This window comes from Pseudomonas oryzihabitans (assembly GCF_007665395.1).
In the GTDB taxonomy this organism is placed as follows: domain Bacteria; phylum Pseudomonadota; class Gammaproteobacteria; order Pseudomonadales; family Pseudomonadaceae; genus Chryseomonas; species Chryseomonas psychrotolerans_C.
This window is the reverse complement of sequence record NZ_VDND01000002.1, coordinates 130,955-156,272: the sequence shown is the minus strand read 5'-3', so window position 1 is coordinate 156,272 and position 25,318 is coordinate 130,955. Positions and strand designations below refer to the sequence as shown.

The following is a 25,318-nucleotide window of genomic DNA, read 5'->3' as shown; positions in this document are numbered from 1 at the left end:
GACGCTTGTCACGTCGGCGAGCAGCTTCGCCGATCGCAGCCCGGCAATAAGGAGAAGCGGTATGCAAGTCAACATCAGTGGCCATCAGCTCGAAGTAACAGAAGCCCTGCGTGACTACATCGGCGAGAAACTCGCCCGCCTCGAACGGCACTTCGACCGTATCACCAATGTCCAGGTCATCCTCGAAGTGGACAAGCTCAAGCAAAAGGCCGAAGCCACCCTGCACGTCGCCGGCGCCGCGGTGGTCGCCAACTCCGAGCACGACGACATGTATGCCGCCATCGACCTCCTGGCCGACAAGCTCGACCGCCAACTGATTAAACACAAGGAAAAATCGATCGAACGCCAGCAGGGCGTCGGCGTCCGCTGAGGTTTCGATCGCCGCTTTATGATCAGACTCGAAAACATCCTGACCCCCGGCCGTACCCAGACGGGTGCGCCGGGTGGCAGCAAAGCCGCCGTACTGGAACGCATCGCCGAACTGGCCGCGCAGGAATTGCCCGGCCATGACGCGGCGCATATCTACGAATGCCTGATGGCGCGCGAGCGCCTGGGCTCCACCGGTTTCGGCAACGGCATCGCCATCCCCCACTGCCGCCTGGCGGGCCTGCAACAGCCGCTGTGCGTGCTCTTCCACCTGCAACAGCCGGTGGACTTCGATTCACTGGATGGCGCACCGGTGGACCTGGTGTTTGTCCTGCTGGTCCCCGAGGCCGCCACCGAACAGCACCTCACCCTGCTGCGCCAGATCGCCGGTATCCTGGACCGGGCGGACATCCGCGAGCGGCTGCGCAAGGCCGGGGACAGCCAGGCGCTCTATCAGATCGTCGTCGAGGCCCAGAGCGGACACTGACATGCACCTCATCATCGTGAGCGGACGTTCCGGGTCGGGCAAGAGTACGGCGCTCAACGTGCTTGAGGACAATGGCTTCTATTGCATCGACAACCTGCCGGCCAGCCTGCTGCCCGAGCTGGCCCAGCATGCCCTGACCGACATGGAGCGGCCGCAGCCCAAGGTCGCCCTGTCCATCGACGCGCGCAACCTGCCCAGCCAACTGCAGCGCTTTCCCGAATTGCTCGAACAGGTACGCAGCCGCAACATCCGCTGCGACATCCTCTACCTGGACGCGGACGACCAGACGCTGCTCAAGCGCTTTTCCGAGACGCGCCGCCGGCATCCGCTGTCCAACCAGGAAAGGTCCCTGGCGGAAGCCATCCACGACGAACAGGTGCTGCTGTCGCCCATCGCCGACCTGTCCGATCTGAAGATCGACACCACCCACCTGAATCTCTATCAGCTGCGCGACATCCTCAAGCTGCGCCTGCTGAACGCGCCCGAGCCCGGTACCGCCTACCTGGTGGAATCCTTCGGCTTCAAGCGGGGCCTGCCGGTGGATGCCGACATGGTGTTCGACGTGCGCTTCCTGCCCAATCCCTACTGGAAACCGGAACTGCGCGACTTTTCCGGCCTCGATGCCCAGGTACGGGAGTATCTCGAGCAACAGCCCGAGGTAGAGACCCTGTACAATGACATCCGCGATTACCTGGTGAAGTGGCTGCCGCGCTTCGCGGCCAACAACAGGTCCTATGTGACCGTGGCCATCGGCTGTACCGGTGGTCATCACCGCTCGGTCTACCTGGCCGATCGCCTGGGTCGCGAACTCAAAGACCTGCTCAAGAACGTCCAGATCCGTCACCGCGATCTCTGACGCCCGTTTTGTTTCGACAAGGACAGACTCAATGCCTGCCCAACAGATCACCATCATAAACAAGCTGGGCCTGCACGCCCGCGCGGCGGCCAAGTTCGTCGGCGTGGCCGGGCGCTTTCCCGCCAGCGTCCGTGTGGGCCGCAGTGGCGAGCCCACGGTCGACGGCAAGAGCATCATGGCGGTCATGATGCTGGCCGCCGGCAAGGGTACCGTCCTGCAGCTGGAAACCGAGGGTGAACAGAGCGACGAGGCCATGCGCGCCCTGGTCGAGCTGATCAACAACTACTTCGACGAGGGCGAGTGACCGGCGTCCTGCGCCGCTAGTCTTTCCCGACCAGCCCGCCGCCCCCATGAAAAAAGCCGCCCGAGGGCGGCTTTTTCTATGACACGTCGACTCAGGCGTTCAGCGCCGCTGCGTAGCGACGGGACACTTCCGGCCAGTTGATGACGTTGAAGAAGGCACCGATGTACTCGGGACGACGGTTCTGGTAGCGCAGGTAGTAGGCGTGCTCCCAGACGTCCAGGCCGAGGATCGGGGTGTTGCCGGTCATCAGCGGGCTGTCCTGGTTACCGGTGCTTTCGACCACCAGCTGCTTGGCGGGGGTGACGCTCAGCCAGGCCCAGCCGCTGCCGAAACGGGTCAGGGCAGCCTTGGTGAAGGCCTCCTTGAAAGCGTCTAAGCCGCCCAGCTGGGATTCGATGGCTTCGGCCAAGGCGCCTTCGGGCTTGCCGCCGGCGTTGGGGGCCATCACGGTCCAGAACAGGCTGTGGTTGGCATGGCCACCACCATTGTTCTGCACGGCGCCGCGCTTGTCCTGAGGCAGCTTGTCCAGCTGGCGAACCACTTCCTCGGCCGGCAGCGCGGCGAACTCGGTGCCTTCCAGCGCCGCGTTCAGGTTGTTGATGTAGGTCTGGTGGTGCTTGGTGTGGTGGATTTCCATGGTCTGGGCATCGACGTGCGGTTCCAGCGCGTCGTAGGCGTAGGGCAGCTGAGGCAGAGTGTGCGACATGCGGATTGTCTCCATGGTGGCTTTGGTGTGGACCCGCCACGGCGAGGCGGCGGGAAGTACGGCTGGGGCGCGGTAACGCCCCGACTGACCGCAGGCCCGTTCGGTCGAGGGATCCGACCGCGCGGGCGATGTCCTAGTGCATTGCTAGGATACTAACGAGTAACGGGGTGAGCTGTCTCGAATTCGACCGGATTTTCTCGCGACGACTCCCCCGGTGTCGTTTTCAGCTACCGGCGAGGGTCATGCCCTCGATCAGCACCGAGCCGGTACGCAGGCTGCCGCGGTGTTCGACATCACTGCCGACCGCCACGATCTGGCGGAACATGTCGCCCAGCCGACCGGCGATGGTGACCTCCTGGACCGGAAACTGGATCTCGCCATTCTCGATCCAGAAACCACCGGCGCCGCGGGAATAGTCACCGGTGACCAGGTTGGTGCCCTGCCCCATCATTTCCGTGACCAGGAAGCCCGTGCCCATCTGGCGGATCAGCTCGGCCTGGTCGGCCGTGCCGTGGCTGACGTGCAGGTTGTGCACGCCGCCGGCATTAGCGGTGCTCTTGAGCCCCAGCTTGCGCGCCGAATAGCTGCCGAGCACATAGGACACCAGTTGGCCGTTCTCGACGAAGGGCTTGGCGTAGGTGGCCAGGCCCTCGCCGTCGAAGGCGGCGCTGCCCAGGGCGCGCGGCAGGTGCGGCCGCTCGTCCAGGGTCAGCCAGTCGGGAAACACCTGCTGACCCAGGGCGCCTTCGAGGAAGGACGACTTGCGGTAGAGGTTGCCGCCGGAAATGGCGGCGAGAAAGGTGCCGAACAGGCCGGCGGCCATTTCCGGCGAAAAGAGTACCGGGACCTTGGCGGTGGGCACGGGACGCGCGCCCAGGCGACTCACGGCACGCTCGGCGGCGCGGCGGCCGATCTCCTCGGCGCTCATCAGCCCGCTGCCCAGGCGACTGACGTCGTAGTAGTAGTCGCGCTGCATGGCCTCGCCGGTGCCGGCGATCATCACGCAACTGAGGCTGTGGCGGGTGCTGGCGTAGCCGCCGACGAAGCCGTGGCTGTTGCCATAGACCCGGCAGCTCTGGTGGGTATTGAGGGTGGTGCCGTCGGCATTGCCGATGCGGCTGTCGGCGGCGTAGGCCGCGGCTTCGCAGGCCAGGGCCTGCTCGATGGCCTGCTCGGGGGTGATGTCCCAGGGGTGGTAGAGGTCGAGATCGGGCAGCTCGCCGCGCGCCATCAACTCGGCGTCGGCCAGGCCCGCGCAGGGATCCTCCGAGGTGTGCTTGGCGATGGCCAGGGCCGCCGCCACGGTTTCGCGGATCGCCTCCGGGCCGGTGGCGGAGGTGCTGGCCGAGCCCTTGCGCTGGCCGGCGTAGAGGGTGATGCCGAAGCCCTGGTCGCGATTGAACTCGACCGTCTCCACCTCGCCCTTGCGCACCGAGGTCGACAAGCCCTGGTCGACCGAGACGGCCACTTCACCAGCACTGGCACCCTGGCGCCGGGCCTCGGCGAGGATGGCTTCGACCTGTTCGCGCAATTCGGGTAGCGCGGCGGGACCCACGGCGGCGTTGCGATTCATGACGTTCTCCTTACGGACGGCGCCGGCCAGGCCGGACAACCGTGCGGCAACTCGTTATGATGGCGCCCATTCTTAGCTGGACCCCATAGTTCATGGTTGATTCTTACGACGACGACGCGCCGCTGGGCGAAAAGAGCAAGACGCAGGTCAAGCGCGAGCTGCACGCGCTGCAGGAGCTGGGCGAACGCCTGGCCGGGCTGCCGGCCGAACAGCTGGACCGCCTGCCGCTGACCGATCCGCTGCGCAAGGCGCTGGCGGAGGCGCCCAAGCACAAGACGCACATCGCGCGCAAACGGCATATCCAGTACCTGGGCAAGCTGATGCGCGACCAGGACCTGGAGGCCATCCTGGCGCTGGTCGACCAGATGGACAGCTCCACCCGGCAGTACAACGAGCGTTTCCATGCCCTGGAGCGCTGGCGCGACCGCCTGATCGCCGAGGGCGATGCGGCGCTGGAAGCCTTCGTGGCACTTTACCCGGAGACCGATCGCCAGCATCTGCGTGGCCTGGTGCGGCATGCCCAGCACGAGGCGGCGCACAACAAGCCGCCGGCGGCGGCGCGCAAGGTCTTCAAGTACATCCGCACCCTCGACGAGACCCAGCGCGGTCTGCGCTAGGCCTCCGTCGGTCATGGCCACGGCCGGCGCACCCATCAGGCGCCGGTACCGCCCACGGTGATGGCATCGATCTTCAGGGTCGGCTGACCGACGCCCACCGGCAGTGACTGGCCGTCCTTGCCGCAGGTCCCTACCCCGGCATCCAGGGCCAGGTCGTTGCCGACCATGGATACCCGGTTCATCACCTCGGGACCGTTGCCGATCAGGGTGGCGCCCTTCACCGGACGGCCGAGCTTGCCGTTCTCGATGAGGTAGGCCTCGTTGGTGGTGAAAACGAACTTGCCGCTGGTGATGTCCACCTGGCCGCCGCCCAGGCTGGCGCAATAGATGCCCTTCTCCACCGAGGCGATGATCTCGGCCGGATCGCTCTGGCCGGCGAGCATGTAGGTGTTGGTCATGCGCGGCATGGGCAGGTGGGCATAGGATTCCCGGCGGCCATTGCCGGTGGGCGCCACGCCCATCAGCCGGGCATTGAGCTTGTCCTGCATGTAGCCCTTGAGGATGCCGTTCTCGATCAGCACGTTGTAGCCGCTGGGGGTGCCCTCGTCGTCGATGGACAGCGAGCCACGGCGATCCGGCAGGGTGCCGTCGTCGACGATGGTGCACAGCGAGGACGCCACCTGGCGGCCGAGCTGGCCGCTGTAGTTGGAGCTGCCCTTGCGGTTGAAGTCGCCCTCCAGGCCATGGCCGACCGCCTCGTGCAGCAATACACCGGACCAGCCGGCGCCCAGCACCACCGGCAGGGTACCGGCCGGCGCCGCGCTGGCCTCGAGATTGACCAGCGCCTGGCGCACCGCTTCGCGGGCATAGCCCAGGGCGCGGTCGTCGCTCTGGAAATAGCGGTAGTCGCAACGGCCACCACCGCCACTGTTGCCTCTTTCACGACGGCCGTTCTGCTCGACGATGACGCTGACGCCCAGCCTTACCAGCGGGCGGACATCGGCCGCCAGGGTGCCGTCGACCGCGGCCACCAGGGTGCGCTCCCAGACGCCGGCCAGGCTGATGGTGACCTGCTGGATGCGTGGATCCAGGGCGCGGGTGGCCTCGTCCAGCTGCTGCAGGAAGGTGACCTTGGTGGCGCGATCCAGCACATCCAGGGGATTGTCCTGGCCATAGAGGCGTTGCGCCGGCTCCACCGCGCGAAACGCCTGGACCCGCCCCTCGGTGCCGCTGCGGGAAATGGAGCGCGCCGCCTGGGCCGCCAGGTCCAGCGCCTCGCCGGTGATGGCGTTGCTGTAGGCGAAGCCGGTCTTCTCGCCGGACAGCGCCCGCACCCCGACCCCCTGGTCGAGGTGGAAGCCGCCTTCCTTGACGATGCCGTCTTCCAGCAGCCAGGACTCGGAGACGACGCTCTGGAAGTACAGGTCGGCGGCATCGATGCCGGGACCGGCCAGGCGCTGCAGCACCGGTTGCAGGTCATCCACCGCCAGCCCGCCGGGTGCCAGCAAGGCCGCGCCGACGCTATTCAGGTAATCACTCATGGAAACTCCAGACGACGCCATCGCGGGCGTCGGAACGATGAAAGGGTCGCGAGCTGGCCTCTAGCCTACTCGCGGAAGTCTCGGGTCCCTGATGGAAATGACCAATGGCCGTCATTGCCGTTCGGCCTCTAGTGACCGGCCAGGCGCGCGGGCGCGAAGCGGCGGTGCTGCTGCACCGGCATTCGTCGCCGCAACTCGGCCTGGCGCTCGGCATCGCGCTCGATGAGCAGGACGGCCTCACCGCTGGCCTGCACGGCGAGCACCTCGCCCCAGGGATCCACCGCCATGGCATGACCCCAGGTGGTGCGCCCATTGGCATGGATGCCGCCCTGGGCGGCGCCCAGCAGATAGCTCTGGGTCTCCACCGCGCGGGCGCGCAGCAGCAGCTCCCAATGGGCCTGGCCGGTCGGCACGGTGAAGGCCGAGGGCGCGCTGATCAGTTCCGCACCGGCCGCGCGCAGGGCGCCGTAGAGTTCGGGAAAGCGCAGGTCGTAGCACACCGTCAGGCCCAGGCGACCGACCGGGGTATCCACCACCGTGAGGGTCTCGCCGGCGGCATAGTGATCGGATTCGCGGTAGCTGCCGTGGCTGTCGCTGACGTCGGCGTCGAACAGATGCAGCTTGTCGTAGCGCGCCACGCGGCGGCCCTGGTCGTCGAACAGCAGCGAACAGGCGCAGGGCTTGCCCGCGGTGGCGCCGTCGGGCAGCAGCGGCAGGGTCCCGGCGAGCAGCCAGAGCCCCAGCTCGCGCGCCTGGCTGGACAGCCAGGGCAGGATCTCGCCCTGGCCGAGCGCCTCCGCCCGCGCCAGTTCGGCGGGCGCGGGATGGCCGATGGCGACGAAGTTCTCCGGCAGCACCGCCAGGCGCGCACCGGCGCCGGCGGCGCGTTCCAGCAGCCGCTCGGCGGCGCGCAGATTGCTCGCCACCGCGGGGCCGCTGACCATCTGCAGTATGGCTATGGACATGCGGGCACTCCAGACAGGATCGCCCATGCTAAGCAGCGGTGCGGCCGCAGGGCAACGGTCAATCGCGCTTGCCGGTGGTCATGGTGGGATTCTGCCAGGGCCCTTCGATGTGGTAGTTGATGCTGGCCATGCGGGTGATGCGGTCGCCGATCAGCCGGTCGACGATGAACAGTGCGCCGCCGATGGCCGGTGCGCCGGCGATCAGGGCCGCCAGCGGCAGGGAGTTGCTGACCGGCAGTCCCACCTTGAGATTGGCGTCGACGCGATTGCTGGCCATGTCCAGCAACCCCTGCAGGCTCATTTCCGCACCCGGCCCGCTCAGGCTGATGGGCTTGCGCGTGCGGAAGGCGCCCTGGTCGGCGTCGAGCAGGCCGGTGATGCTGTCGTAGCTCAGGCCCTTGCCGAACAGGTCGGAGAAATCCAGCCGCAGGCGGCGGCGGATGGATTCGAAATTGAGCAGGCCGAAGATGCGCAATGCCGAGGCCGTGCCCTCCACCTGGCGTAGCTGGCCGTCGTGGAAGCGCGCATCGAGGCTGCCATTGAGCCGCGCCAGGGCCACGTAGGCGGGCGAGCCAGGCCAGTCAACCCGGGCGTCCAGGCGAAAATCGCGGCTGGTCACGCTGGAGGCGAAATTCCAGCCCAGCAGGATGTCGGCGACGTTGCCGCCCGACAGGCGCCCCTGGTAGTAACTGTGGGTCGCGCCCGGCGCGCCTTCCCAGCGCAGGGCACCCTGGACCTTGAGCCCACGCAGGTCGAGGTCCAGGGCATTGAAATTGGCGCCAGCGGGCGACGGCCGCACCTGCAGGCGCTGGGCGCCGACCAGTCGGCCACCCAGCTCCAGCCGATCGATGGCCAGGTTGAGCGCCGGCAGCTTGCGCGGATCCACGTCGGCCAGGGGGTCGGGACGGGGGGCGTCGCTTTCCACCGAGGGATCGGCCGGTGTCTGGGGGATCCGCAGGTGCTGCAGGTTGATGTCGATCGGCTGCCCGGTCTGCCGCGGTATGCGCACCTGTCCGGCGATGGTCTGGCTGGCCAGCCCCAGTTGCCAGGCACTGTCCTGCGGCTCGTAGGTGAGCCGCAGGTTGTCGATCTGCTGGCCGAACGCCAGGAAGCGCCCGACGCTGAGATCGCCGCGCCCGAGACTGGAGACGTCCGGCAGGTTGCGGCCCCCCTGCCCTGCGCCACCACTGCCGCCGGGGCTGCCGGCGACATAGCGCTGGTAGACGTCCTGCCAGGCAGCCAGGTCGAATTCCTCCAGCTGGCCCCGCAGGTCGTAGCCGGGGCTGGCCGGCAGGTTGGCGGTGCCGCCGCCCAGCACGATCTCGCCACGGCCCTTGGCGATGGCGGCGGGATCGAGCAGCAGCACGGCATCGGCGACGCCCTTGTAGGTCGCCTCCACCCGCCGTTCGCCGTCATCCAGGCCCAGGCTGAAGAAGCCTTCGCGGCTGTCGTCGGCCTTCTTGCCGAAGGGCGCCGGCAGGTCGATGGTCACCCCGCGCAGATCCGAGGTGACGGCCAGCTCGCTGTGGTCGGCCAGGGTCAGGCCGAGGCGATAGCCCAGCAGGCCACGCGCTGGCAGGGGGCGTCCTTCGCTGCCCAGCCAGCGCGCCAGCTGGTCCACGTCGACGCGGCCGTCCACCACCAGGCGGGTGCGGGGCTGGTCGGCCTTGCCCTCGGCCAGGGCCTGGCCGCGGATGGGCTGATCGAAGGCACGGGCCTGGATATCCGGGGCGCTCAGACCACTGCGGGTATCGTAGCGAAAGGTGCCGCGCAGGTCGGTCAGGACCAGCTTGGGATCCGCCAATTCCAGGCGGGCCTTGTCCGGGGTCAGGTCGACCACCACCACCGGTGGCTGGCCCTTGGCCAGGGGAATATCCAGGTTCAGGCCACTGTTGGGGAGGGCGCCCTCGCCCTTCCAGCCGGCGAAGACCTTGGCGGTCGGCAATGGCGTTTCCTGGAGGATCTTCAAGCCATCGCGCACGCTGCTGTCGAGCCGCGCGGCGAGGCGCAGGTGGGGCACGCTGCCATCGTGCAACAACGAGATGCGCGCCTCGACGTCGCGTACCCGGGTATCGAGGATGCGCCCCTCCGGCACCTGGACCTTGACCCCGTCGCTTTCGATGAAGACGTCGCCGCGGGCTTCGCGCAGGGCGGGCCAGCCAGGTTGATAGGCCAGCTGGGCGTCGTGCACCCGGAAGAACAGGCTCATGGTGCGCGAATGCGCCGGCGAGCCGTGGCGCAGGGAACCCTGGTACTGGTAGATGCCTTCGTCGATCCGCCCGCCGACGATGGCGGTGCTCAGCCACTGGGCGAGCTCCGGGCTGAAATCCGTCGCCGGCAGCTTGGTCGGCAGGTACTTGCGGGTATAGCTGGCATCGCCGTCCTTGAGGCCGACGCGCAGGTCCATGTAGCTGTCCACCTCCGGATGCAGGCCCAGCTGGATGTGCATGTCGCCACTGGCCGCGCCTTCCGGCCCGGTGACCTGCATCAGAGCACTGCCGAGGGTGAAGCGCTGGTCGTCGAGGCTCCAGGTCAGGAGCGCCTTGGCGGTGCGATAGCGCCAGGGCTCGGGAAAGAGGTCGCTGAGGTGCAGCAGGAAGTCGGTGGTGTCGAGGCGCAGTTCTCCGCCGCCGAGACCGCCGCTCAGGCTGCCGGTGACGCCGTCGGCAGCCGGCGCGCCGCGATAGGCCGCAAAGCCTACCCGCTCCAGGTTGGTCGCGTAGGTGAGGCGCTCACGCGGGGGCTTCTGCGGATAGAGATCGGCATTGAGATTACGCAGCTGGCCATGGGGCGCCAGGGCCTGGAGCGCCTGGGCCACCGGCGCTGGCAAGGGGGCGAGATCCCGCACCAGCCGTCCGGCCTGCCGGAGATCGAGCTGGTCGCCGCGCAGCTGCAGGTGCTGGGCGTTGCTGTCGTAGGCCAGGGCATAGCGGCCTGCCAGGGGCTGGCCATCGAGTTGCGCCTGCAGCGCCAGCGCGCCCTGGTAGCGACCGGCGTCGGCCGCCTGTTGGGCAGCGTCCAGCGTCACTGCCGCCAGCCGTACCTCCGGGTGGTCGGCATAGGCGAGCGTCAGTTCCTTGGCCTTCAGCCGCAGATGGGACCGCTGCAAGCGGCCTTCCGCCCAGGCGAACCAGAGTTCGCCTTCGGCCTGGGCGCGCCGCAGTTGCCACTGCCGGGTCAGGTCCGCCGGCACCCAGCGGGACCAATCACTGGCAGGCAGGCTGACATAGCCCTCCAGCGCACTGGCCCGCCAATTGTCCGGCCGCGGCTTGGCACTGAAGCGGGTGGCCACCGTGCCGCCATCGGGCAGCCGGAAGCGGCTCGCCAGTAGCAGGGCGCCGTCCAGCTGCCGGGACAGGCTGGCTTCGACGTACCTGAGGGTAACTGGCGACCCCTGCCGGGGAATCAGGCTGAGCTGGGTATCCAGCAGGCTGGCATGGTCCAGGCGCGCCAGGGTCTCAAGCAGCGGCCCCGCATCGAAGGGCTTGGCCGCCGCGGCACGCGGCGGCAGGCCGCGCAACTGCCACTGCCCCTGGGCATCTTCCTGCAATACCAGGTGGACGCCGTCGAGCTGTAGCGACTTGAGCCGCAGCTGGCGATGCCAGAGGCTGCCGAGCACATCGGGCACCACCTTGAGGTGATCGAGCTGCACGGTTCTTTCGCCCTGCCCCAGCGTGAGGTCACGCAGGATCAGCACCGGATTCCACAGCGCCCAGCGCCCTTCGAGGCGCCCCAGCCGCACCGGCTCGCCCAGCGCACTAGCAGCGCGCGCCTCGACCTCGTTGCGGTATTCGCCGACCCAGGGCATGAGCAGCCGGCCCAGTCCCAGGTAGAGGGTCAGCAGGGCGAGCAGCGACAGGCCCAGGATCAGGACGCCGCGCTTGAACACAGCCATCAACGGCGGTACCTAGAGCAGCACGACATCGTACTGCTCCTGGGAATACATGGTTTCCACCTGGAACTTGACGGTACGGCCGATGAAGGCTTCGAGGTCGGCGACGTTGCCCGACTCCTCGTCCAGCAGCCGATCCACCACCTTCTGGTTGGCCAGCACCAGGTAGGAATTGGCCTGGTAGGCCCGCGCCTCGCGGAGGATCTCGCGGAAGATCTCGTAGCAGATGGTCTCGGCGGTACGCAGGATGCCGCGGCCCTGGCAGTTGGCGCAGGGCTCGCAGAGCACCTGGGACAGGCTCTCGCGGGTGCGCTTGCGGGTCATCTGCAACAGGCCCAGCTCGGTGATGCCGATGATGTTGGTCTTGGCGTGGTCGCGTTCGAGCTGCTTTTCCAGGGTACGGATCACCTGGCGCTGGTGCTCCTCGTCTTCCATGTCGATGAAGTCGATGATGATGATGCCGCCCAGGTTGCGCAGCCGCAGCTGGCGGGCGATGGCGGTGGCCGCCTCCAGGTTGGTCTTGAAGATGGTCTCTTCCAGGTTGCGATGGCCGACGAAGGCCCCGGTGTTGACGTCGATGGTGGTCATGGCCTCGGTGGGATCGATCACCAGATAGCCGCCGGACTTGAGCAGCACCTTGCGCTCCAGGGCCTTCTGGATCTCGTCTTCCACGCCATAGAGGTCGAAGATCGGCCGCTCGCCGGGATAGTGCTCCAGGCGCGCCGCCACCTCGGGCATCAGCTCCTCGACGAACTGGCCGATGCGCTGGAAATTCTCGCGGCTGTCGACGCGGATCTTTTCCGTGCGCGGCCCGACCAGATCGCGCAGGGCACGCAGCGCCAGGGTCAGGTCCTCATAGATGGGCACCGGCGTCGGCCCCTGCAGGTTGCCGGAGATCTGTTGCCAGAGGCGGCGCAGGTAGCGGATGTCGGCGAGGATGTCCTCTTCCCGGGCCGCCTCGGCGGCGGTACGCAGGATGAAGCCGCCCTCGTGCTCGATGCCCTCGCTCTCCACGCAGCGCGTCATGATGCCCTTGAGGCGTTCGCGCTCGGCTTCGTCCTCGATCTTCAACGAGATGCCGACGTGGGAGGTGCGCGGCATGTAGACCAGGTAGCGCGAGGGGATCGACAGGTGGGTGGTGAGGCGGGCGCCCTTGGTGCCGATGGGATCCTTGGTGACCTGGACTACCAGGGTCTGCCCCTCGCGCACCAGGGCGTTGATGCTTTCCACCGCGGCGCCTTCGCGCTGGGAGATCTCGGCGGCGTGGATGAAGGCGGCGCGGGCCAGGCCGATGTCGACGAAGGCCGCCTGCATGCCCGGCAGCACCCGCACCACCCGGCCGCGGTAGATGTTGCCGACGATGCCGCGTCTCAGCGTCCGTTCGACGTGCACTTCCTGCAGCACGCCGTTTTCCACGACGGCGACGCGGGACTCCATGGGAGTGATGTTGATGAGGATCTCTTCGCTCATGGAGGACTCTTGCACGTCATGGAAGGGCGGAAGGAGGACCGAGGCGCCGGGCGTCTCAGGGCTGGGCGGCCGGCAGTCCGATAGACCGCCAACAAGGGATGGCGAAAGCGCTCAGCAGTTCCGCGGTTTCGCACAGCGGCAGCCCTACGACGGTGCTGTAGCTGCCGTGCAGGCTACGCACGAACACCGCACCGGCGCCCTGGATGGCATAGCTGCCCGCCTTGTCGGCCGGCTCGCCGGTGTCCCAGTAGCGCTCGCCTTCCCCGGGCGCCAGGGGGCGGAATTCCACCTCGGCGGACACCACGCGACTCAGGCAGCGCTCGCCATCGGCGACGGCAACGCCGGTCACTACCCGATGCCGACGCCCGCCGAGCGCCGCGAGCATGGCCAGGGCGTCGGCGCGATCCCGGGGTTTGCCAAGCAACTGGTCGTCGAGCACCACGCAGGTATCGGCACCGAGCACGCAACCATCGGCGGCGCCAGCCAGGACCTGCCAGCCCATGGCCGCCTTGGCGCGGGCCAGCCGCTCCACGTAGGCGTCCGCCGCCTCACCGGGATGGGGGGTTTCATCGACCGTCGCGGCGACTTTCTGGAAGGCGACGCCGATCTGTTCGAGCAGTTCGGCACGGCGTGGCGAAGCGGAGGCGAGGTAGAGCTGGGGCATCGACAACGACCGGACGTCAGGGATATGACGGGAGCATGCCAGCCCGACGCCGGTGAAACCAGCTTGACGCGGGGGAAAGCCGGTCAGTTGACACCGAATCTGCGGCGCAGCCCGCGGAGCAGCAGGTAGATCCACGGCCAGAGCAGGGCGCTGACCAGCGAGGGGGTGAGAAAGACCAGGGTCGGCGGGCGGCTGCCGGCCAGGGCGTTGAGCCACAGCGCCAGCAGCTGGGCGATGCCGTAGACCACCAGCAGCACGAAGCTCTGCTGCCAGATGGGAAAGGCGCGCAGGCGCGGCGCCAGGGAGCGGACCAGGAACACCACCAGGCTCAGGACCAGGGCGGTCTGGCCCAGCAGGCTGCCGTAGAGCACGTCCTCGGCGATGCCCATCACCCAGGCGGTGAACAAGCCGACGCGGTGCGGCAGGGTCAGGGTCCAGAAGGTCAGCAGCATGGCCAGCCACAGCGGCCGGCCGATCTCCATGAACTCCGGCATGGGCACGACGGACAGCAGCAACCCGACCAACAGAGTGAGCCAGATCACCCACCCGTTGTGGCCGATGCGCAGCGCCATCAACGATCGCCCTCGTCCGGCAGCTCGGGCGCCGGATGCTGGGCCGCGGCGGGTAGTGGCGGCAGCTTCTTCTGCGGCGGCGTGGCGGTCGCGGCCGGTTGGCTGGTCGCCGGGGCGGCGCCATGGGCCGGCGGTTTGGCCGCTGTGGTGGCATGGCCCCCCGCGTTACCCTGGCTGGCCGGCGGCTTGGTCGGCGCGGCCTGGCGATTGCCAATAGCGGCGCCCTGCGCCGGGGTCGCCGGGGCGGCGGCCGGCTGGGCCGCGGAAGCACCGGCCGGAGCCGGATTGGCCGGGGCGGCCGGGCGCTGCGCGGCATGCCGATCCGCTGCTTCCTGGGCCTCGGCGGCATCGTTGGCGCGTTGCTCCGGGGTGCGGGTATCGCTGAACACCAGCAGCATGTAGCGACTTCGATTGAGCTTGGCCGTGGGAATGGCGCGCACCACCGCGAAAGGCTGGCCCGAGTCGTGGATCACCTTGGACACCGTGGCCACCGGGTAGCCCGCCGGGAAGCGCTGTCCCAGGCCGGAGCTGACCAGCAGGTCGCCTTCCTTGATGTCGGCGGTGTCGGCGACATAGCGCAATTCCAGGCGCTCGGGGTTGCCGGTGCCGGCGGCGATGGCGCGCAGGCCGTTGCGATTGACCTGCACCGGAATGCTGTGGGTCACGTCGGTGAGCAGCAGCACCCGGGCCGAATAGGGCATCACCTCGACCACCTGCCCCATCAGGCCGCTGGCGTCGAGCACCGGCTGGCCGACGAAGACGCCGTCCTTCGCGCCCTTGTCGATGATGATGCGATGGGTATAGGGATTGGGATCGACGCCGATCAGCTCGCCGACCAGTACCTTGTCATCCACCAGGGCGGCGGAATTGAGCAGTTCGCGCAGGCGGACGTTCTGTTCGGTGAGGGCGGCGAGCTTCTGCAGGCGCCGCTGCAGCAGCAACTGCTCGGCCTTGAGGCGCTCGTTTTCCGCCATCAGCTCGGTGCGGCTGGAAAACTGGTCGCTGACACCTTCCCAGGCGCGCAGGGGAAAGCCCGCCACCTCATAGAGGGGCGAGAGGACCAGCGCCAGTTCGCTGCGCACCGGTTTCAGATAGTCGAAACGGGCGTCGGTGACCATGACACCCACCGAAATGGCGGCCAGGATCAGCAGACGAATGCCCAGCGCCGGGCTTTTGCTGAAAATCGGCTTGATGGTGAGTTCCTCGCAGAACGCGCCCGACGACCCGACCGCCAGCGGCGACCGGATCGGGGCCTGTAGCCTGGAACTGCCTTATTCGGTGGACAGCAGGTCCATGGCGTGGCGATCCATCATGTCCAGCGCCTTGCCGCCACCACGGGCCACGCAGGTCAGCGGGTCCTCGGCGACGATCACCGGCAGACCGGTTTCCAGCGACAACAGCTTGTCCAGGTCACGCAGCAGGGCGCCACCACCGGTCAGCACCAGGCCGCGCTCGGCGATGTCGGAGGCCAGCTCCGGCGGCGACTGCTCCAGGCAGCTCTTGACCGCCTGGACGATGGTCGCCAGGGATTCCTGCATGGCTTCGAGCACCTCGTTGGAATTGAGGGTGAAGCTGCGCGGTACGCCTTCGGCCAGGTTGCGGCCGCGCACGTCGATCTCGCGGACCTCGCCACCCGGGTAGGCGGTGCCGATTTCCTGCTTGATGCGCTCGGCGGTGGATTCGCCGATCAGGCTGCCATAGTTGCGACGCACGTAGGTGACGATGGCTTCGTCGAAGCGATCACCGCCGACCCGGACGGATTCGGCATAGACCACACCGTTCAACGAGATCAGCGCGATCTCGGTGGTACCGCCACCGATATCGACGACCATGGAGCCATGGGCTTCCTCGACCGGCAGGCCGGCGCCGATGGCCGCGGCCATCGGCTCCTCGATCAGGAACACCTCGCGGGCCCCGGCGCCCAGCGCGGATTCGCGGATGGCGCGGCGCTCGACCTGGGTCGACTTGCAAGGCACGCAGATCAGGACCCGCGGGCTGGGCTGCAGGAAGCTGTTCTCGTGCACCTTGTTGATGAAGTATTGCAGCATCTTTTCGCAGACGCTGAAGTCGGCGATGACGCCGTCCTTCATCGGGCGAATGGCGGAGATGTTGCCCGGCGTCCGACCGAGCATGCGCTTGGCGTCGGTACCGACGGCGACGACGCTCTTCTGGTTGCCATGGGTACGGATGGCGACGACCGACGGCTCGTTGAGCACGATGCCACGCTCGCGGACATAAATGAGGGTGTTGGCGGTTCCCAGGTCGATCGACAGATCGCTGGAGAACATGCCACGCAATTTCTTGAACATGAGGTGACCCTAGGCGGTGACAAGCAGGCACGCGACAGGACAAACGTGCGGGTAAAAAAGTGCGGCAGACTCTAACAATCGCAGGGATTTAGGGCAAGGCGCCGATATGCTAGATTGAGAGCTTTTCCGGGCCGTTAAGCCCCCGTTCAACGCGGCGCCCGACTCGCCCAGCCCGTCTCCTGCATACGCGGCCGCCAACCGGGTCACGCCGCCTTCCTGCTGGAGAAGCCGATGGCGCTCGAACGCACCGACGTCGAAAAGATCGCTCACCTGGCCCGCCTGGGTCTCGACGAAGCGGATCTCGCCGCTACCACCGCCACCCTCAACGACATCCTCGGCCTCGTCGATCGCATGCAGGCCGTCGATACCACGAACATCGCCCCCCTCGCCCACCCGCTGGAGGCCACCCAGCGCCTGCGGCCCGACCAGGCCACCGAAGGCGACCGGCGCGCGGCCTACCAGGCCATCGCCCCGGCCGTGGAAGCCGGACTGTACCTGGTCCCCAAGGTGATCGAGTGAGACACGACATGCATCAGCTGACCCTGACCGAGATCGCCGCCGCCCTGGCCGCGAAGGAATTTTCCGCCGAGGAACTGACCCGCGGCCTGTTGCAGCGGATCGAGCAGCTCGACCCGCAGCTCAACAGCTTCATCACCGTGACCGCCGAACAGGCCGTGGCCCAGGCACGGGCCGCCGATGCCCGCCGCGCTGCCGGCGAGAGTAGCGCCCTGCTCGGCGCCCCGCTCGCCCACAAGGACCTGTTCTGTACCCAGGGCGTGCTCACCAGCTGTGGCTCGAAGATCCTCACCGGCTTCAAGGCGCCCTATGACGCCACCGTTGTGGAGAAGCTGGCCGCGGCCGGCGCCGTGACCCTCGGCAAGCTGAACATGGACGAATTCGCCATGGGCTCGGCCAACGAATCCAGCCACTATGGCCCGGTGAAGAATCCCTGGGACCTCACCCGGGTGCCGGGCGGCTCCTCCGGTGGCTCCGCCGCGGCGGTAGCGGCGCGCCTCTTGCCCGCCGCCACCGGCACTGATACCGGCGGCTCGATCCGCCAGCCGGCGGCCCTGACCAACCTCACCGGCATCAAGCCCACCTACGGCCGCGTCTCGCGCTGGGGCATGATCGCCTACGCCTCCAGCCTCGACCAGGGCGGCCCCCTGGCGCGCACCGCCGAGGATTGCGCCCTGCTGCTGCAGGCCATGGCCGGCTTCGACCCCAAGGATTCCACCAGTGTCGACCAGCCGGTGGACGACTACCGCGCCGCCCTGCAGCAACCGCTGGCCGGCCTGCGCATCGGCCTGCCGCGGGAATACTTCGGCGCCGGCCTCGACGCCCGCATCGGTGACAAGGTGCTGGCCGTGGTGGAGGAGCTGAAGAAGCTCGGCGCCACGGTCAAGGACATCTCCCTGCCGAACCTGGAACACGCCATCCCGGCCTACTACGTCATCGCCCCGGCCGAGGCCAGCTCCAACCTGTCGCGCTTCGACGGCGTGCGCTTCGGCTATCGCTGCGAGAATCCGGTCAACCTGGAGGATCTCTACAAGAGGTCCCGCGGCGAAGGCTTCGGCGCGGAAGTGAAGCGCCGCATCATGGTCGGCACCTACGCCCTGTCGGCCGGCTACTACGACGCCTACTACCTCAAGGCGCAGCGCATCCGCCGGCTGATCAAGAACGACTTCGTCGCGGCCTTCGCCGAGGTCGACGTCATCCTCGGCCCGACCACGCCGAACCTGGCCTGGAAAATCGGCGAGAAAGGCGATGACCCGGTCTCCGCCTATCTCGAGGACCTCTACACCATCGCCGCCAACCTCGCCGGCATCCCCGGCCTGTCGATGCCGGCCGGCTTCGTCGACGGCCTGCCGGTGGGCGTGCAACTGCTCGGCAACTATTTCCAGGAAGGCCGTCTGCTCAACGTCGCCCACCAGTACCAGCAAGTCAGCGACTGGCATCGCCAGGCGCCGAGCGGCTTCTGAGGAAGGATAGAGACATGCAATGGGAAACCGTGATCGGGCTTGAGATCCACGCTCAGCTCAGCACCCAATCGAAGATTTTCTCGGCCAGCGCCACCAGCTTCGGCGCCGAGCCCAACGCCCACGCCAGCCTGGTCGACCTCGGCATGCCCGGCACCCTGCCGGTGCTCAACGCCGAGGCCGTGCGCATGGCCTGCAAGTTCGGCCTGGCCATCGATGCCGAGATCGCCGAGCGCAACGTCTTCGCGCGCAAGAACTACTTCTACCCGGACCTGCCCAAGGGCTACCAGACCAGCCAGATGGACCATCCCATCGTCGGCAAGGGCCACCTGGACATCACCCTGGAAGACGGCACCGTCAAGCGCATCGGCATCACCCGCGCGCACCTGGAAGAAGACGCCGGCAAGAGCCTGCACGAAGACTTCCACGGCATGAGCGGCATCGACCTGAACCGTGCCGGCACCCCGCTGCTGGAGATCGTCTCCGAGCCGGACATCCGCAGCGCCAAGGAAGCCGTGGCCTATGTGAAGGCCATTCATGCCCTGGTGCGCTACCTGGGCATCTGCGACGGCAACATGGCCGAGGGCTCGCTGCGTTGCGACTGCAACGTCTCGGTGCGCCCCAAGGGCCAGGCCGCCTTCGGCACCCGCGCCGAGATCAAGAACGTCAACTCCTTCCGCTTCATCGAGAAGGCCATCAACCACGAGGTCCAGCGCCAGATCGAACTCATCGAGGACGGCGGCACCGTGGTGCAGGAAACCCGCCTGTACGACCCGAACAAGGACGAGACCCGCTCCATGCGCAGCAAGGAGGAAGCCAACGACTACCGTTACTTCCCCTGCCCCGACCTCTTGCCGGTGGTGATCGAGCCGGCCTTCCTGGCCGAGGTGCGCAGCCAGTTGCCCGAACTGCCGACCGAGAAGCGCGACCGCTTCCAGCGCGAATTCGGCCTGTCGGTCTACGACGCCAGCGTGCTGTCCGCCAGTCGTGAACTGGCCGACTACTTCGAGGAAGTCCAGCGGCTAAGCGGCGACGCCAAGCTGGCCGCCAACTGGGTGATGGGCGAGCTATCCAGCCTGCTCAACAAGCAGGACCTGGAGATCGGCCAGTCGCCGGTGAGCGCGGCCCAGCTGGGCGGCCTGATCCTGCGCCTCAAGGACGAGACCATCAGCGGCAAGCTCGCCAAGATGGTCTTCGAAGCCCTGGCTGCCGGCGAAGGTGAGAGCGCCGATGCCGTCATCGAGGCCAAGGGGCTCAAGCAGGTCACCGACAGCAGGGCCATCGAAGCCATGCTGGACGAGGTGCTGGCCGCCAACGCCGCCCAGGTCGAGCAGTACCGCGCCAGCGACGAAGCCAAGCGCGGCAAGATGTTCGGCTTCTTCGTCGGCCAGGCCATGAAGGCCTCCAAGGGCAAGGCCAACCCCGGCCAGGTCAACCAGTTGCTCAAGCAGAAACTGGAAGGCTGACGGCGGTCGCACGGCTCTGTACGAAAAGTCGCCGAGCGAAGGTCAGGCGAGGCGAAAAGCGCTGAGGAAGCGGACCGGGCTCGCGCTCGAGTTTACGAGCGGTAAATGAGCATTCCGACCGGGCTGGCGATCCAGGCGTTTTTCAACGAAGCATCACCGAGCGCAGGCACTTTTCGTACAGAACCTAGGGGTTACGGAGCGGGGCTGACAGCTCTGCTCCGACCCCTTAAGCTGCTGCCGGTCGTTTTGCCAGGAGGCATCGAGATGCATCGGATTCACCGCGCCGGACTGCTGTCGCTGGTCCTGCTGTTCGCCGGTTGCGCCAGTCACGAGGACTTTCCCGCCACGCTGTCCCCGGTCGCCGCCCACGACTACCAGGATACCGGCCTGGCCTCCTTCTACTCCAAGTGGCACGCCGGCCGGCGCACCGCCAGTGGCGAGAAGTACGATCCCGACGCACTCACCGCCGCCCACCGCACCCTGCCCTTCGGTACCCGGGTCCAGGTCACCAACCTGAGCAACGGGCGCAGCGTGGTGGTGCGCATCAACGATCGGGGACCGACGGTGCGGCGGCGCGTGATCGACCTGTCGCGCAGCGCGGCCGACCGCCTCGACATGGTGGCCGACGGCACTTCCAAGGTCAGCATTCGCAGCCTCGACTGACCCTCGCCGCGCAAACGGCGCCGACTAGCGCTGACAAGCCGGGGCATAGGCCCACAGCATCCGCGGCGGTGCGGTGGCGAGGTGCCGGGCGACCGCCGCGTAGCGCGGGTCGAGCAGACTGGCCGACCAGTAGAGCACCCGGGCATTGCGCGGATCCCAGACACCCGCATAGCCGGGCAGTCCGGCCGCGGCGCGCTGCACATCGAAAGGTACCGTGGTCTTGCGGAATTCCTCATGACGGCGCTGGCCCTGCGCATAGGGCAGCAGCCAGTCGAGGGCCCGGGCCAGGGTCTGACCCTCGCGGCCCGGCACGTGCAACCAGTCCTCGCCACGACCCTGGGCCACCGCGGCCGCCAGCACCAGCGGCTCGAGGTCGTAGACCACATAGTGCAGGGCATCGCGCTCGCTGAAGTCCAGCACCTCCCCATCGGGCTTGAGATTGACCGACAGCTGCGCCTGGAAGGCCGCCCGTGCCCGGGCGAACAGCGCCGGGTCGTCCAGGGCGCTGGCCGCCAGGGTCACCAGCTTGATCCGGTGGCTCTGCCAGTTGTTGCTCCAGACGCCGCGAGGATCGCCACGATGCGCCTCCATCTGCCGCAGATAGCCCTGCGCCAGCGTCTCGATGAAGGCCTGGACGCGGTGCGCCGTCGCGGCAGGAAGATCCGCTGCGGTCAGCCGGTAGGCGGCGATGAGATTACCCAGGTTGGTCTCGTCTATGGGTTGGAAGCTGGGCCGATACTGGGGAAGCCAGGCGTCGAAGTAGCCTGCCAGACGCGCCAGGGCGGCGGCATCGCGGTCATCGCGCCAGGCCAGCGCCAGGTCGAGCATGTAGCCGAAGTCGCGCACCGCCGCGGCGGACTGATCGTAGATTCCGCTGTGGGGCAAGGTCCCGGCGGTATGGATGACGGGCAGCGCCTGGGGCTCAGGCGCTGGAGGATGGCTGGCCGCCTGCGCCAGCGCAGCGGCCGAGGGGGGTGTCGCTGCCAGGCAAGTTGCCTGCCCGGGTGCTGCGGCTAGCGCGAGATACAACAGGGCGGCGCTCATGCTGGGAATCCTCTGGCTGCACCTTGCAAGGCTGGGCGGATGCCCTGCCCTTCTCCCTGACCGGGACACGGCGGGCAACCCCAGCCTGGCAGCAGGTCCTTAGCACCCGCTTAAGCCAGCCACACCCGCCCGCGCCCGGTGCTGCCGCAGCCTCCGCAGCCAGGCGGTGCCGGCAAAAGAAAGCCCGCGACCAGGTGACTGGGCGCGGGCAGTGCAACAGGCGGGAGGGCGCCCTGGGGCGCCTCGCGGACAGGGTCGTTACTGCGGACCGAGCTTGTCCATCAGGGCGGCGAGCTTTTCGTACTCGTCCTGCTTGAGATCGGTCAGCGGGGTCCGTACCGGACCCGCGTCGTAGCCGGCGATGCGCGCGCCCGCCTTGACGATGCTCACGGCATAGCCGGCGCAGCGGTTGCGGATCTCAAGGTACGGCAGGAAGAAGTCGTCGATCAGCTTGCCGACGGTGGCATGATCGTCACGGGCGATGGCCTCGTAGAACTGCACGGCGGTCTTGGGGATGAAGTTGAACACGGCCGAGGAATAGACCGGCACGCCCAGCGCCTTGTAGGCGGCGGCATAGACTTCGGCGGTGGGCAGGCCGCCCAGGTAGCTGAAGCGATCGCCCAGGCGACGACGGATGGCGACCATGAGCTCGATGTCGCCCAGGCCGTCCTTGTAGCCGACCAGGTTCGGGCAACGCTCGGCCAGTTGCTCCAGGTGCTGGGGCTGCAGGCGGCAGACGTTGCGGTTGTAGACCACCACGCCGATCTTGACCGACTTGCAGACGGCTTCGACATGGGCAGCCACGCCGTCCTGGCTGGCTTCGGTCAGGTAGTGCGGCAGCAGCAGCAGGCCCTTGGCGCCGAGGCGCTCGGCTTCCTGGGCATAGGCGATGGCCTGGCGGGTGGAGCCGCCGACGCCAGCCAGGATGGGCACGCTGCCCTGGCAGGTGTCCACCGCGGTCTTGATGATGGCGCGGTATTCGCTGGCTTCCAGCGAGAAGAATTCACCGGTGCCGCCAGCGGCGAACAGCGCGGTCGCGCCGTAGGGGGCCAGCCACTCCAGGCGCTTGGCGTAGGTGTCGGGGCGGAAGTCGCCGTTGGCATCGAAGTCGGTCAGCGGGAAGGACAGCAGACCGGAAGAGAGGACGTCTTTGAGTTCTTGTGGAGTCATCTGGGGTGCCTCGGCGTAGGTTGGACTGAGGTGCGGCAACCCGCTACCTGTTGTAAGTCATCGTACAACCTCTTTTGTGGAAGGGGCAAGCCCCAACCGGAAAAATCCCCCGCGCGGGTGGCGAGGCCTGGAATCAGGCCTCTTCCGCTTGCCGCTCCATCTCTTCGTGGGCGCGGCGCAGGCGCTCGCGACTGTTGCTCAGGTGCAGGCGCATGGCCGCACGGGCGCCCTCCACATGGCCGTCCTCGATGGCCTGGACGATGGCCTCGTGCTCGGCATCCAGGCGACTCTGGTAGCGCTGCTGGTCGTCATGGGCGAGGTAGGCGGAATTGAGGCGGGTACGGGGAATCAGGACCGTGCCCAGGTACCCCATGATGTCGCTGAAATAACGGTTGCCGGTGGAGGTGGCGATCAGCAGGTGCAGCTCCAGGTCGGCGCTCACCGCGCGATCGGGCTGCTCGGCGCCGCCACGCATGCTGTCCAGCAGGGTCCGCATGGCCTGCAGCTGCTCGTTGGAGCGGCGCTGGGCGGCGAGACCGGCGGCCTCCACCTCCAGGCTGATGCGCAATTCGAGCATCGCCAGCACGTCCTTGAGGGTGGTGATGGTGGCCGGATCGATCAGGAAGGACTCGGAACGCCGCTCCAGCACGAAGGTGCCGATGCCATGCCGGGTCTCCACGTAGCCACCGGCCTGCAGGCGGGAAATGGCCTCGCGCACCACGGTGCGACTCACCCCCTGCGCCTGCATGATGGCCGATTCCGTGGGGAGCTTGTCGCCGGGCTGGAATTGGCCATCGCCGATCTGCTGGATCAGCACCGCAACGACCTCTTCTGCCAGGCTACGAGGTCTTTTGCGGGGGCGGGATAGAGTGGGTGCTGACATGGATTTTCGTACCAGATTAAAGGGCTAGCGAAATCATAGCACCCGCCCCCTGATAAACGCCCGATCTAGACCGCCCAGTCCATATCAGGATGCGTCGCCCACGCCTCTAGGCCGCAGCTCTTGACCTTCCAGCAGGAGGTGACGGCGGTGGTAGGCACGCAGACTCGGACGATGGCCGACGCTAATCAGGGTCAGGCCGGGATTCTCGGCGAGCAGCCGCTCGTAGAGGGCGCGCTCGTCCGCCTCGCTCAGCGCCGAGCTGGCTTCGTCGAGGAACAGCCAGTCGGGGGCGTAGAGCAGTGCTCGCGCCAGCGCCACGCGCTGCTGTTCACCCGGTGACAGGGTGCGTTCCCAATGACGGCATTCGTCCAGGTGCTCGCGCAGGTGGTCGAGCCGGCACAGGTGCAGTACCTCGGCCAGGCGCTCGTCGGGATAGGCCTCCTGCGGTTGCGGATAGGACAGCGCCTCGCGCAGGGTACCGATGGGCAGGTAGGGCTGTTGCGGCAGGAACAGCTGGCGCCCGGGTGGCACGGCGATACCGCCCTGCCCTTGGCGCCAGAGTCCGGCCAGCGCCCGCAGCAGGGTGCTCTTGCCGCTGCCCGAGGCGCCCTCGACCAGCAGGTGTTCGCCACGGGCGATGCGCAGGTCGGTGGGCTGCAGCAGCAGGCGGCCGGCGGCGCTCAGGGTCAGGCCCTCCAGCAGCAGGTCGGTATCGCCCGTGCGCGGTTCCAGGATGTCGGATTCCTGGCTCAGCTCGGCCATGGCCTCGCGGAAGGTGAGCAGACGGTCGGAGACGGCGCGCCAGCCGGCCAGGCTGACGTAGGCGTCGACGAACCAGCTGAGGCTTTCCTGGACGTTGCCGAACGCCGAGTTGATCTGCATCAGGTCGCCGAGCTGGATCTTGCCCGAGAAATAGCGCGGCGCGGCCAGCACGAAGCCGGCGATGATGGCGATCTGGCTGTAGCCGGCGGTGAAGAAGGTCAGCCGCTTGGTGTAGTTCATCAGCAGGTGGTAGTTGCCCCAGACGTAGCCGAAGCGGTCCAGCAGCCGGCGATGCTCGTTGGCCTCGCCGCGGAACAGCGCCACGCTCTCGGCCTTCTCGCGGACGCGGATCAGACCGAAGCGCAGGTCGGCTTCGTAGCGCTGCTGCTGGTTGTACAGGCCGATCAGCCGGCGCCCGATCAGGTGAGTCAGCCAGGTACCGATGGCGGCGTAGATCAGCGCGGCCCAGAACATGTAGGCCGGGATGGTGATGCCGAACAGGGTGATGTCGCCGGAAATGCCAAACAGGATGACGCTGAAGGACACCAGGCTGACCACGGTGCGGATGAAACCCAGCCCCAGGCTCAGGGTGGTCTCGGCGAAGTCGCGGATGTCTTCGGTCAGGCGCTGGTCGGGGTTGTCGGCGCCGCCTTCCCGTTCGAGGTGGTAGTAGTTGCGCTCCGCCAGCCAGAGGCCGAAGTGCTTTTCGGTCAGCCAGCGCCGCCAGTTGATGGTCAGCGCCTGGGTCAGGTACAGCCGGTACACGGCCAGCAGGATGGCGCTGGCCGCCAGCCCGCAGAAGTACAGCATCAGCCGGATGAAGGCGGCCAGATCGCGATTCTGCAGGGCATCGTAGAAGTAGCGATACCAGGTGTTCAGGGCGACCGACAGGCCGACCCCGGCCAGGGACAGGGCGATGACCACGCAGAGCAGCAGCCAGGCCTTGCCCTTCTCTTCACTGCGCCAGTAGGGGGTGATCAGCGCCCAGACACGGGCGAGGAAATGACCGCGGGAAGCCCCATAGACGGAGGGCACGGGTACGGCGGATTCGGACATGCTCGGACTCTCAAAGACTGCTCAACGAGACGCTTG

General features: G+C 67.5%; 23 protein-coding genes. 9 read left to right on the top strand and 14 right to left on the bottom strand.

The features are described 5' to 3' along the window. Positions 1-61: 61 nt before the first annotated feature. Genes hpf through FSV73_RS04600 form a run of 4 tightly spaced genes read left to right on the top strand, consistent with a single transcriptional unit; the run spans position 62 to position 2,013 of the window. Positions 62-370, top strand: a complete 309-nt coding sequence (gene hpf / locus FSV73_RS04615; RefSeq protein WP_145004602.1) for a ribosome hibernation-promoting factor, HPF/YfiA family — start codon at positions 62-64, stop codon at positions 368-370. A gap of 18 nt (positions 371-388) precedes the next feature. Further along, positions 389-853 carry a PTS IIA-like nitrogen regulatory protein PtsN gene (ptsN, locus tag FSV73_RS04610; protein ID WP_145004599.1) on the top strand — a complete coding sequence of 155 codons (465 nt, stop codon included), beginning with the start codon at positions 389-391 and terminating at the stop codon, positions 851-853. A gap of 1 nt (position 854) precedes the next feature. Beyond that, positions 855-1,709, top strand: a complete 855-nt coding sequence (gene rapZ / locus FSV73_RS04605; protein WP_145004596.1) for an RNase adapter RapZ — start codon at positions 855-857, stop codon at positions 1,707-1,709. A gap of 31 nt (positions 1,710-1,740) precedes the next feature. Beyond that, on the top strand, positions 1,741-2,013 hold the full coding sequence (locus tag FSV73_RS04600; protein ID WP_145004593.1) for an HPr family phosphocarrier protein: 273 nt from the start codon (positions 1,741-1,743) through the stop codon (positions 2,011-2,013). A 91-nt stretch (positions 2,014-2,104) separates the two neighbouring features. Here the strand turns inward: FSV73_RS04600 and FSV73_RS04595 are convergent, their stop codons facing one another. Further along, positions 2,105-2,719 (bottom strand): superoxide dismutase, encoded by a 615-nt coding sequence (locus FSV73_RS04595; protein WP_145004591.1) that lies wholly within the window; start codon positions 2,717-2,719, stop codon positions 2,105-2,107. 223 nt (positions 2,720-2,942) lie between these two features. After that, positions 2,943-4,292, bottom strand: coding sequence for a metalloprotease PmbA (pmbA, locus tag FSV73_RS04590; protein ID WP_145004588.1), 1,350 nt, complete (start codon positions 4,290-4,292; stop codon positions 2,943-2,945). Positions 4,293-4,384: 92 nt separating this feature from the next. Between pmbA and yjgA the strand changes: the two genes are divergently transcribed. Next, positions 4,385-4,909, top strand: a complete 525-nt coding sequence (yjgA, locus tag FSV73_RS04585; protein WP_145004584.1) for a ribosome biogenesis factor YjgA — start codon at positions 4,385-4,387, stop codon at positions 4,907-4,909. Between the two features lie 35 nt (positions 4,910-4,944). Here yjgA and tldD read toward each other — a convergent pair whose 3' ends face one another. The 8 genes from tldD to mreB all read right to left on the bottom strand — a co-directional run bounded on the left by tldD (position 4,945) and on the right by mreB (position 16,262). Beyond that, positions 4,945-6,390: a metalloprotease TldD gene (gene tldD, locus FSV73_RS04580; RefSeq protein WP_145004581.1), complete on the bottom strand. Its 1,446-nt coding sequence runs from the start codon at positions 6,388-6,390 to the stop codon at positions 4,945-4,947. A 128-nt stretch (positions 6,391-6,518) separates the two neighbouring features. Then, positions 6,519-7,355 (bottom strand): carbon-nitrogen hydrolase family protein, encoded by an 837-nt coding sequence (locus tag FSV73_RS04575; RefSeq protein WP_145004577.1) that lies wholly within the window; start codon positions 7,353-7,355, stop codon positions 6,519-6,521. Between the two features lie 58 nt (positions 7,356-7,413). Then, entirely contained in the window at positions 7,414-11,250 is a 3,837-nt protein-coding gene (locus FSV73_RS04570) for a YhdP family protein (RefSeq protein ID WP_145004574.1), read from the bottom strand. Between the two features lie 12 nt (positions 11,251-11,262). Continuing rightward, positions 11,263-12,717 (bottom strand): ribonuclease G, encoded by a 1,455-nt coding sequence (gene rng, locus FSV73_RS04565; RefSeq protein WP_145004572.1) that lies wholly within the window; start codon positions 12,715-12,717, stop codon positions 11,263-11,265. A gap of 55 nt (positions 12,718-12,772) precedes the next feature. Beyond that, on the bottom strand, positions 12,773-13,381 hold the full coding sequence (locus tag FSV73_RS04560; RefSeq protein ID WP_145004570.1) for a Maf family protein: 609 nt from the start codon (positions 13,379-13,381) through the stop codon (positions 12,773-12,775). An 83-nt stretch (positions 13,382-13,464) separates the two neighbouring features. Further along, positions 13,465-13,953, bottom strand: coding sequence for a rod shape-determining protein MreD (gene mreD / locus FSV73_RS04555; RefSeq protein ID WP_145004567.1), 489 nt, complete (start codon positions 13,951-13,953; stop codon positions 13,465-13,467). Beyond that, the gene (gene mreC, locus FSV73_RS04550) at positions 13,953-15,098 is read right to left on the bottom strand and encodes a rod shape-determining protein MreC (RefSeq protein ID WP_437179266.1); all 1,146 of its coding nucleotides are present in this window, start codon (positions 15,096-15,098) and stop codon (positions 13,953-13,955) included. The genes mreD and mreC overlap by 1 nt, the downstream gene beginning before the upstream one ends. Positions 15,099-15,224: 126 nt before the next feature. Next, positions 15,225-16,262 carry a rod shape-determining protein MreB gene (gene mreB, locus FSV73_RS04545; protein WP_007159533.1) on the bottom strand — a complete coding sequence of 346 codons (1,038 nt, stop codon included), beginning with the start codon at positions 16,260-16,262 and terminating at the stop codon, positions 15,225-15,227. 231 nt (positions 16,263-16,493) lie between these two features. Between mreB and gatC the strand changes: the two genes are divergently transcribed. From gatC to FSV73_RS04525, 4 genes are all read left to right on the top strand, one after another. After that, positions 16,494-16,781, top strand: coding sequence for an Asp-tRNA(Asn)/Glu-tRNA(Gln) amidotransferase subunit GatC (gatC, locus tag FSV73_RS04540; protein ID WP_145004561.1), 288 nt, complete (start codon positions 16,494-16,496; stop codon positions 16,779-16,781). An 8-nt stretch (positions 16,782-16,789) separates the two neighbouring features. Then, positions 16,790-18,241 (top strand): Asp-tRNA(Asn)/Glu-tRNA(Gln) amidotransferase subunit GatA, encoded by a 1,452-nt coding sequence (gene gatA, locus FSV73_RS04535; RefSeq protein ID WP_145004558.1) that lies wholly within the window; start codon positions 16,790-16,792, stop codon positions 18,239-18,241. A 14-nt stretch (positions 18,242-18,255) separates the two neighbouring features. After that, positions 18,256-19,704, top strand: coding sequence for an Asp-tRNA(Asn)/Glu-tRNA(Gln) amidotransferase subunit GatB (gene gatB / locus FSV73_RS04530; protein WP_145004555.1), 1,449 nt, complete (start codon positions 18,256-18,258; stop codon positions 19,702-19,704). A gap of 264 nt (positions 19,705-19,968) precedes the next feature. After that, positions 19,969-20,367 (top strand): septal ring lytic transglycosylase RlpA family protein, encoded by a 399-nt coding sequence (locus FSV73_RS04525; protein ID WP_145004552.1) that lies wholly within the window; start codon positions 19,969-19,971, stop codon positions 20,365-20,367. Positions 20,368-20,391: 24 nt separating this feature from the next. Here the strand turns inward: FSV73_RS04525 and FSV73_RS04520 are convergent, their stop codons facing one another. From FSV73_RS04520 to FSV73_RS04505, 4 genes are all read right to left on the bottom strand, one after another. Further along, positions 20,392-21,411, bottom strand: a complete 1,020-nt coding sequence (locus FSV73_RS04520; protein WP_145004549.1) for an alginate lyase family protein — start codon at positions 21,409-21,411, stop codon at positions 20,392-20,394. 258 nt (positions 21,412-21,669) lie between these two features. Next, a complete protein-coding gene (kdgD, locus tag FSV73_RS04515; protein ID WP_145004546.1) occupies positions 21,670-22,581 on the bottom strand; it encodes a 5-dehydro-4-deoxyglucarate dehydratase in 912 nt (303 codons plus the stop codon). 133 nt (positions 22,582-22,714) lie between these two features. Continuing rightward, complete coding sequence (locus tag FSV73_RS04510) at positions 22,715-23,464, bottom strand: FadR/GntR family transcriptional regulator (protein WP_186309156.1); 750 nt, start codon at positions 23,462-23,464, stop codon at positions 22,715-22,717. A gap of 84 nt (positions 23,465-23,548) precedes the next feature. Then, positions 23,549-25,282 (bottom strand): ABC transporter ATP-binding protein/permease, encoded by a 1,734-nt coding sequence (locus tag FSV73_RS04505; protein ID WP_145004543.1) that lies wholly within the window; start codon positions 25,280-25,282, stop codon positions 23,549-23,551. Between the last annotated feature and the right edge of the window lie 36 nt (positions 25,283-25,318).

Bases quoted from the DNA above. Each gene is read 5' to 3' on its own strand.
- ptsN (WP_145004599.1), top strand. From the start codon at position 389: ATGATCAGACTCGAAAACATCCTGACCCCCGGCCGTACCCAGACGGGT.
- hpf (WP_145004602.1), top strand. From the start codon at position 62: ATGCAAGTCAACATCAGTGGCCATCAGCTCGAAGTAACAGAAGCCCTG.
- FSV73_RS04600 (WP_145004593.1), top strand. From the start codon at position 1,741: ATGCCTGCCCAACAGATCACCATCATAAACAAGCTGGGCCTGCACGCC.
- tldD (WP_145004581.1), bottom strand. From the start codon at position 6,390: ATGAGTGATTACCTGAATAGCGTCGGCGCGGCCTTGCTGGCACCCGGC.
- gatA (WP_145004558.1), top strand. From the start codon at position 16,790: ATGCATCAGCTGACCCTGACCGAGATCGCCGCCGCCCTGGCCGCGAAG.
- FSV73_RS04525 (WP_145004552.1), top strand. From the start codon at position 19,969: ATGCATCGGATTCACCGCGCCGGACTGCTGTCGCTGGTCCTGCTGTTC.
- FSV73_RS04570 (WP_145004574.1), bottom strand. From the start codon at position 11,250: ATGGCTGTGTTCAAGCGCGGCGTCCTGATCCTGGGCCTGTCGCTGCTC.
- yjgA (WP_145004584.1), top strand. From the start codon at position 4,385: ATGGTTGATTCTTACGACGACGACGCGCCGCTGGGCGAAAAGAGCAAG.
- pmbA (WP_145004588.1), bottom strand. From the start codon at position 4,292: ATGAATCGCAACGCCGCCGTGGGTCCCGCCGCGCTACCCGAATTGCGC.
- gatC (WP_145004561.1), top strand. From the start codon at position 16,494: ATGGCGCTCGAACGCACCGACGTCGAAAAGATCGCTCACCTGGCCCGC.
- FSV73_RS04560 (WP_145004570.1), bottom strand. From the start codon at position 13,381: ATGCCCCAGCTCTACCTCGCCTCCGCTTCGCCACGCCGTGCCGAACTG.
- FSV73_RS04505 (WP_145004543.1), bottom strand. From the start codon at position 25,282: ATGTCCGAATCCGCCGTACCCGTGCCCTCCGTCTATGGGGCTTCCCGC.
- gatB (WP_145004555.1), top strand. From the start codon at position 18,256: ATGCAATGGGAAACCGTGATCGGGCTTGAGATCCACGCTCAGCTCAGC.
- kdgD (WP_145004546.1), bottom strand. From the start codon at position 22,581: ATGACTCCACAAGAACTCAAAGACGTCCTCTCTTCCGGTCTGCTGTCC.
- rapZ (WP_145004596.1), top strand. From the start codon at position 855: ATGCACCTCATCATCGTGAGCGGACGTTCCGGGTCGGGCAAGAGTACG.
- FSV73_RS04510 (WP_186309156.1), bottom strand. From the start codon at position 23,464: ATGTCAGCACCCACTCTATCCCGCCCCCGCAAAAGACCTCGTAGCCTG.
- rng (WP_145004572.1), bottom strand. From the start codon at position 12,717: ATGAGCGAAGAGATCCTCATCAACATCACTCCCATGGAGTCCCGCGTC.
- FSV73_RS04520 (WP_145004549.1), bottom strand. From the start codon at position 21,411: ATGAGCGCCGCCCTGTTGTATCTCGCGCTAGCCGCAGCACCCGGGCAG.
- mreD (WP_145004567.1), bottom strand. From the start codon at position 13,953: ATGGCGCTGCGCATCGGCCACAACGGGTGGGTGATCTGGCTCACTCTG.
- FSV73_RS04575 (WP_145004577.1), bottom strand. From the start codon at position 7,355: ATGTCCATAGCCATACTGCAGATGGTCAGCGGCCCCGCGGTGGCGAGC.
- mreB (WP_007159533.1), bottom strand. From the start codon at position 16,262: ATGTTCAAGAAATTGCGTGGCATGTTCTCCAGCGATCTGTCGATCGAC.
- FSV73_RS04595 (WP_145004591.1), bottom strand. From the start codon at position 2,719: ATGTCGCACACTCTGCCTCAGCTGCCCTACGCCTACGACGCGCTGGAA.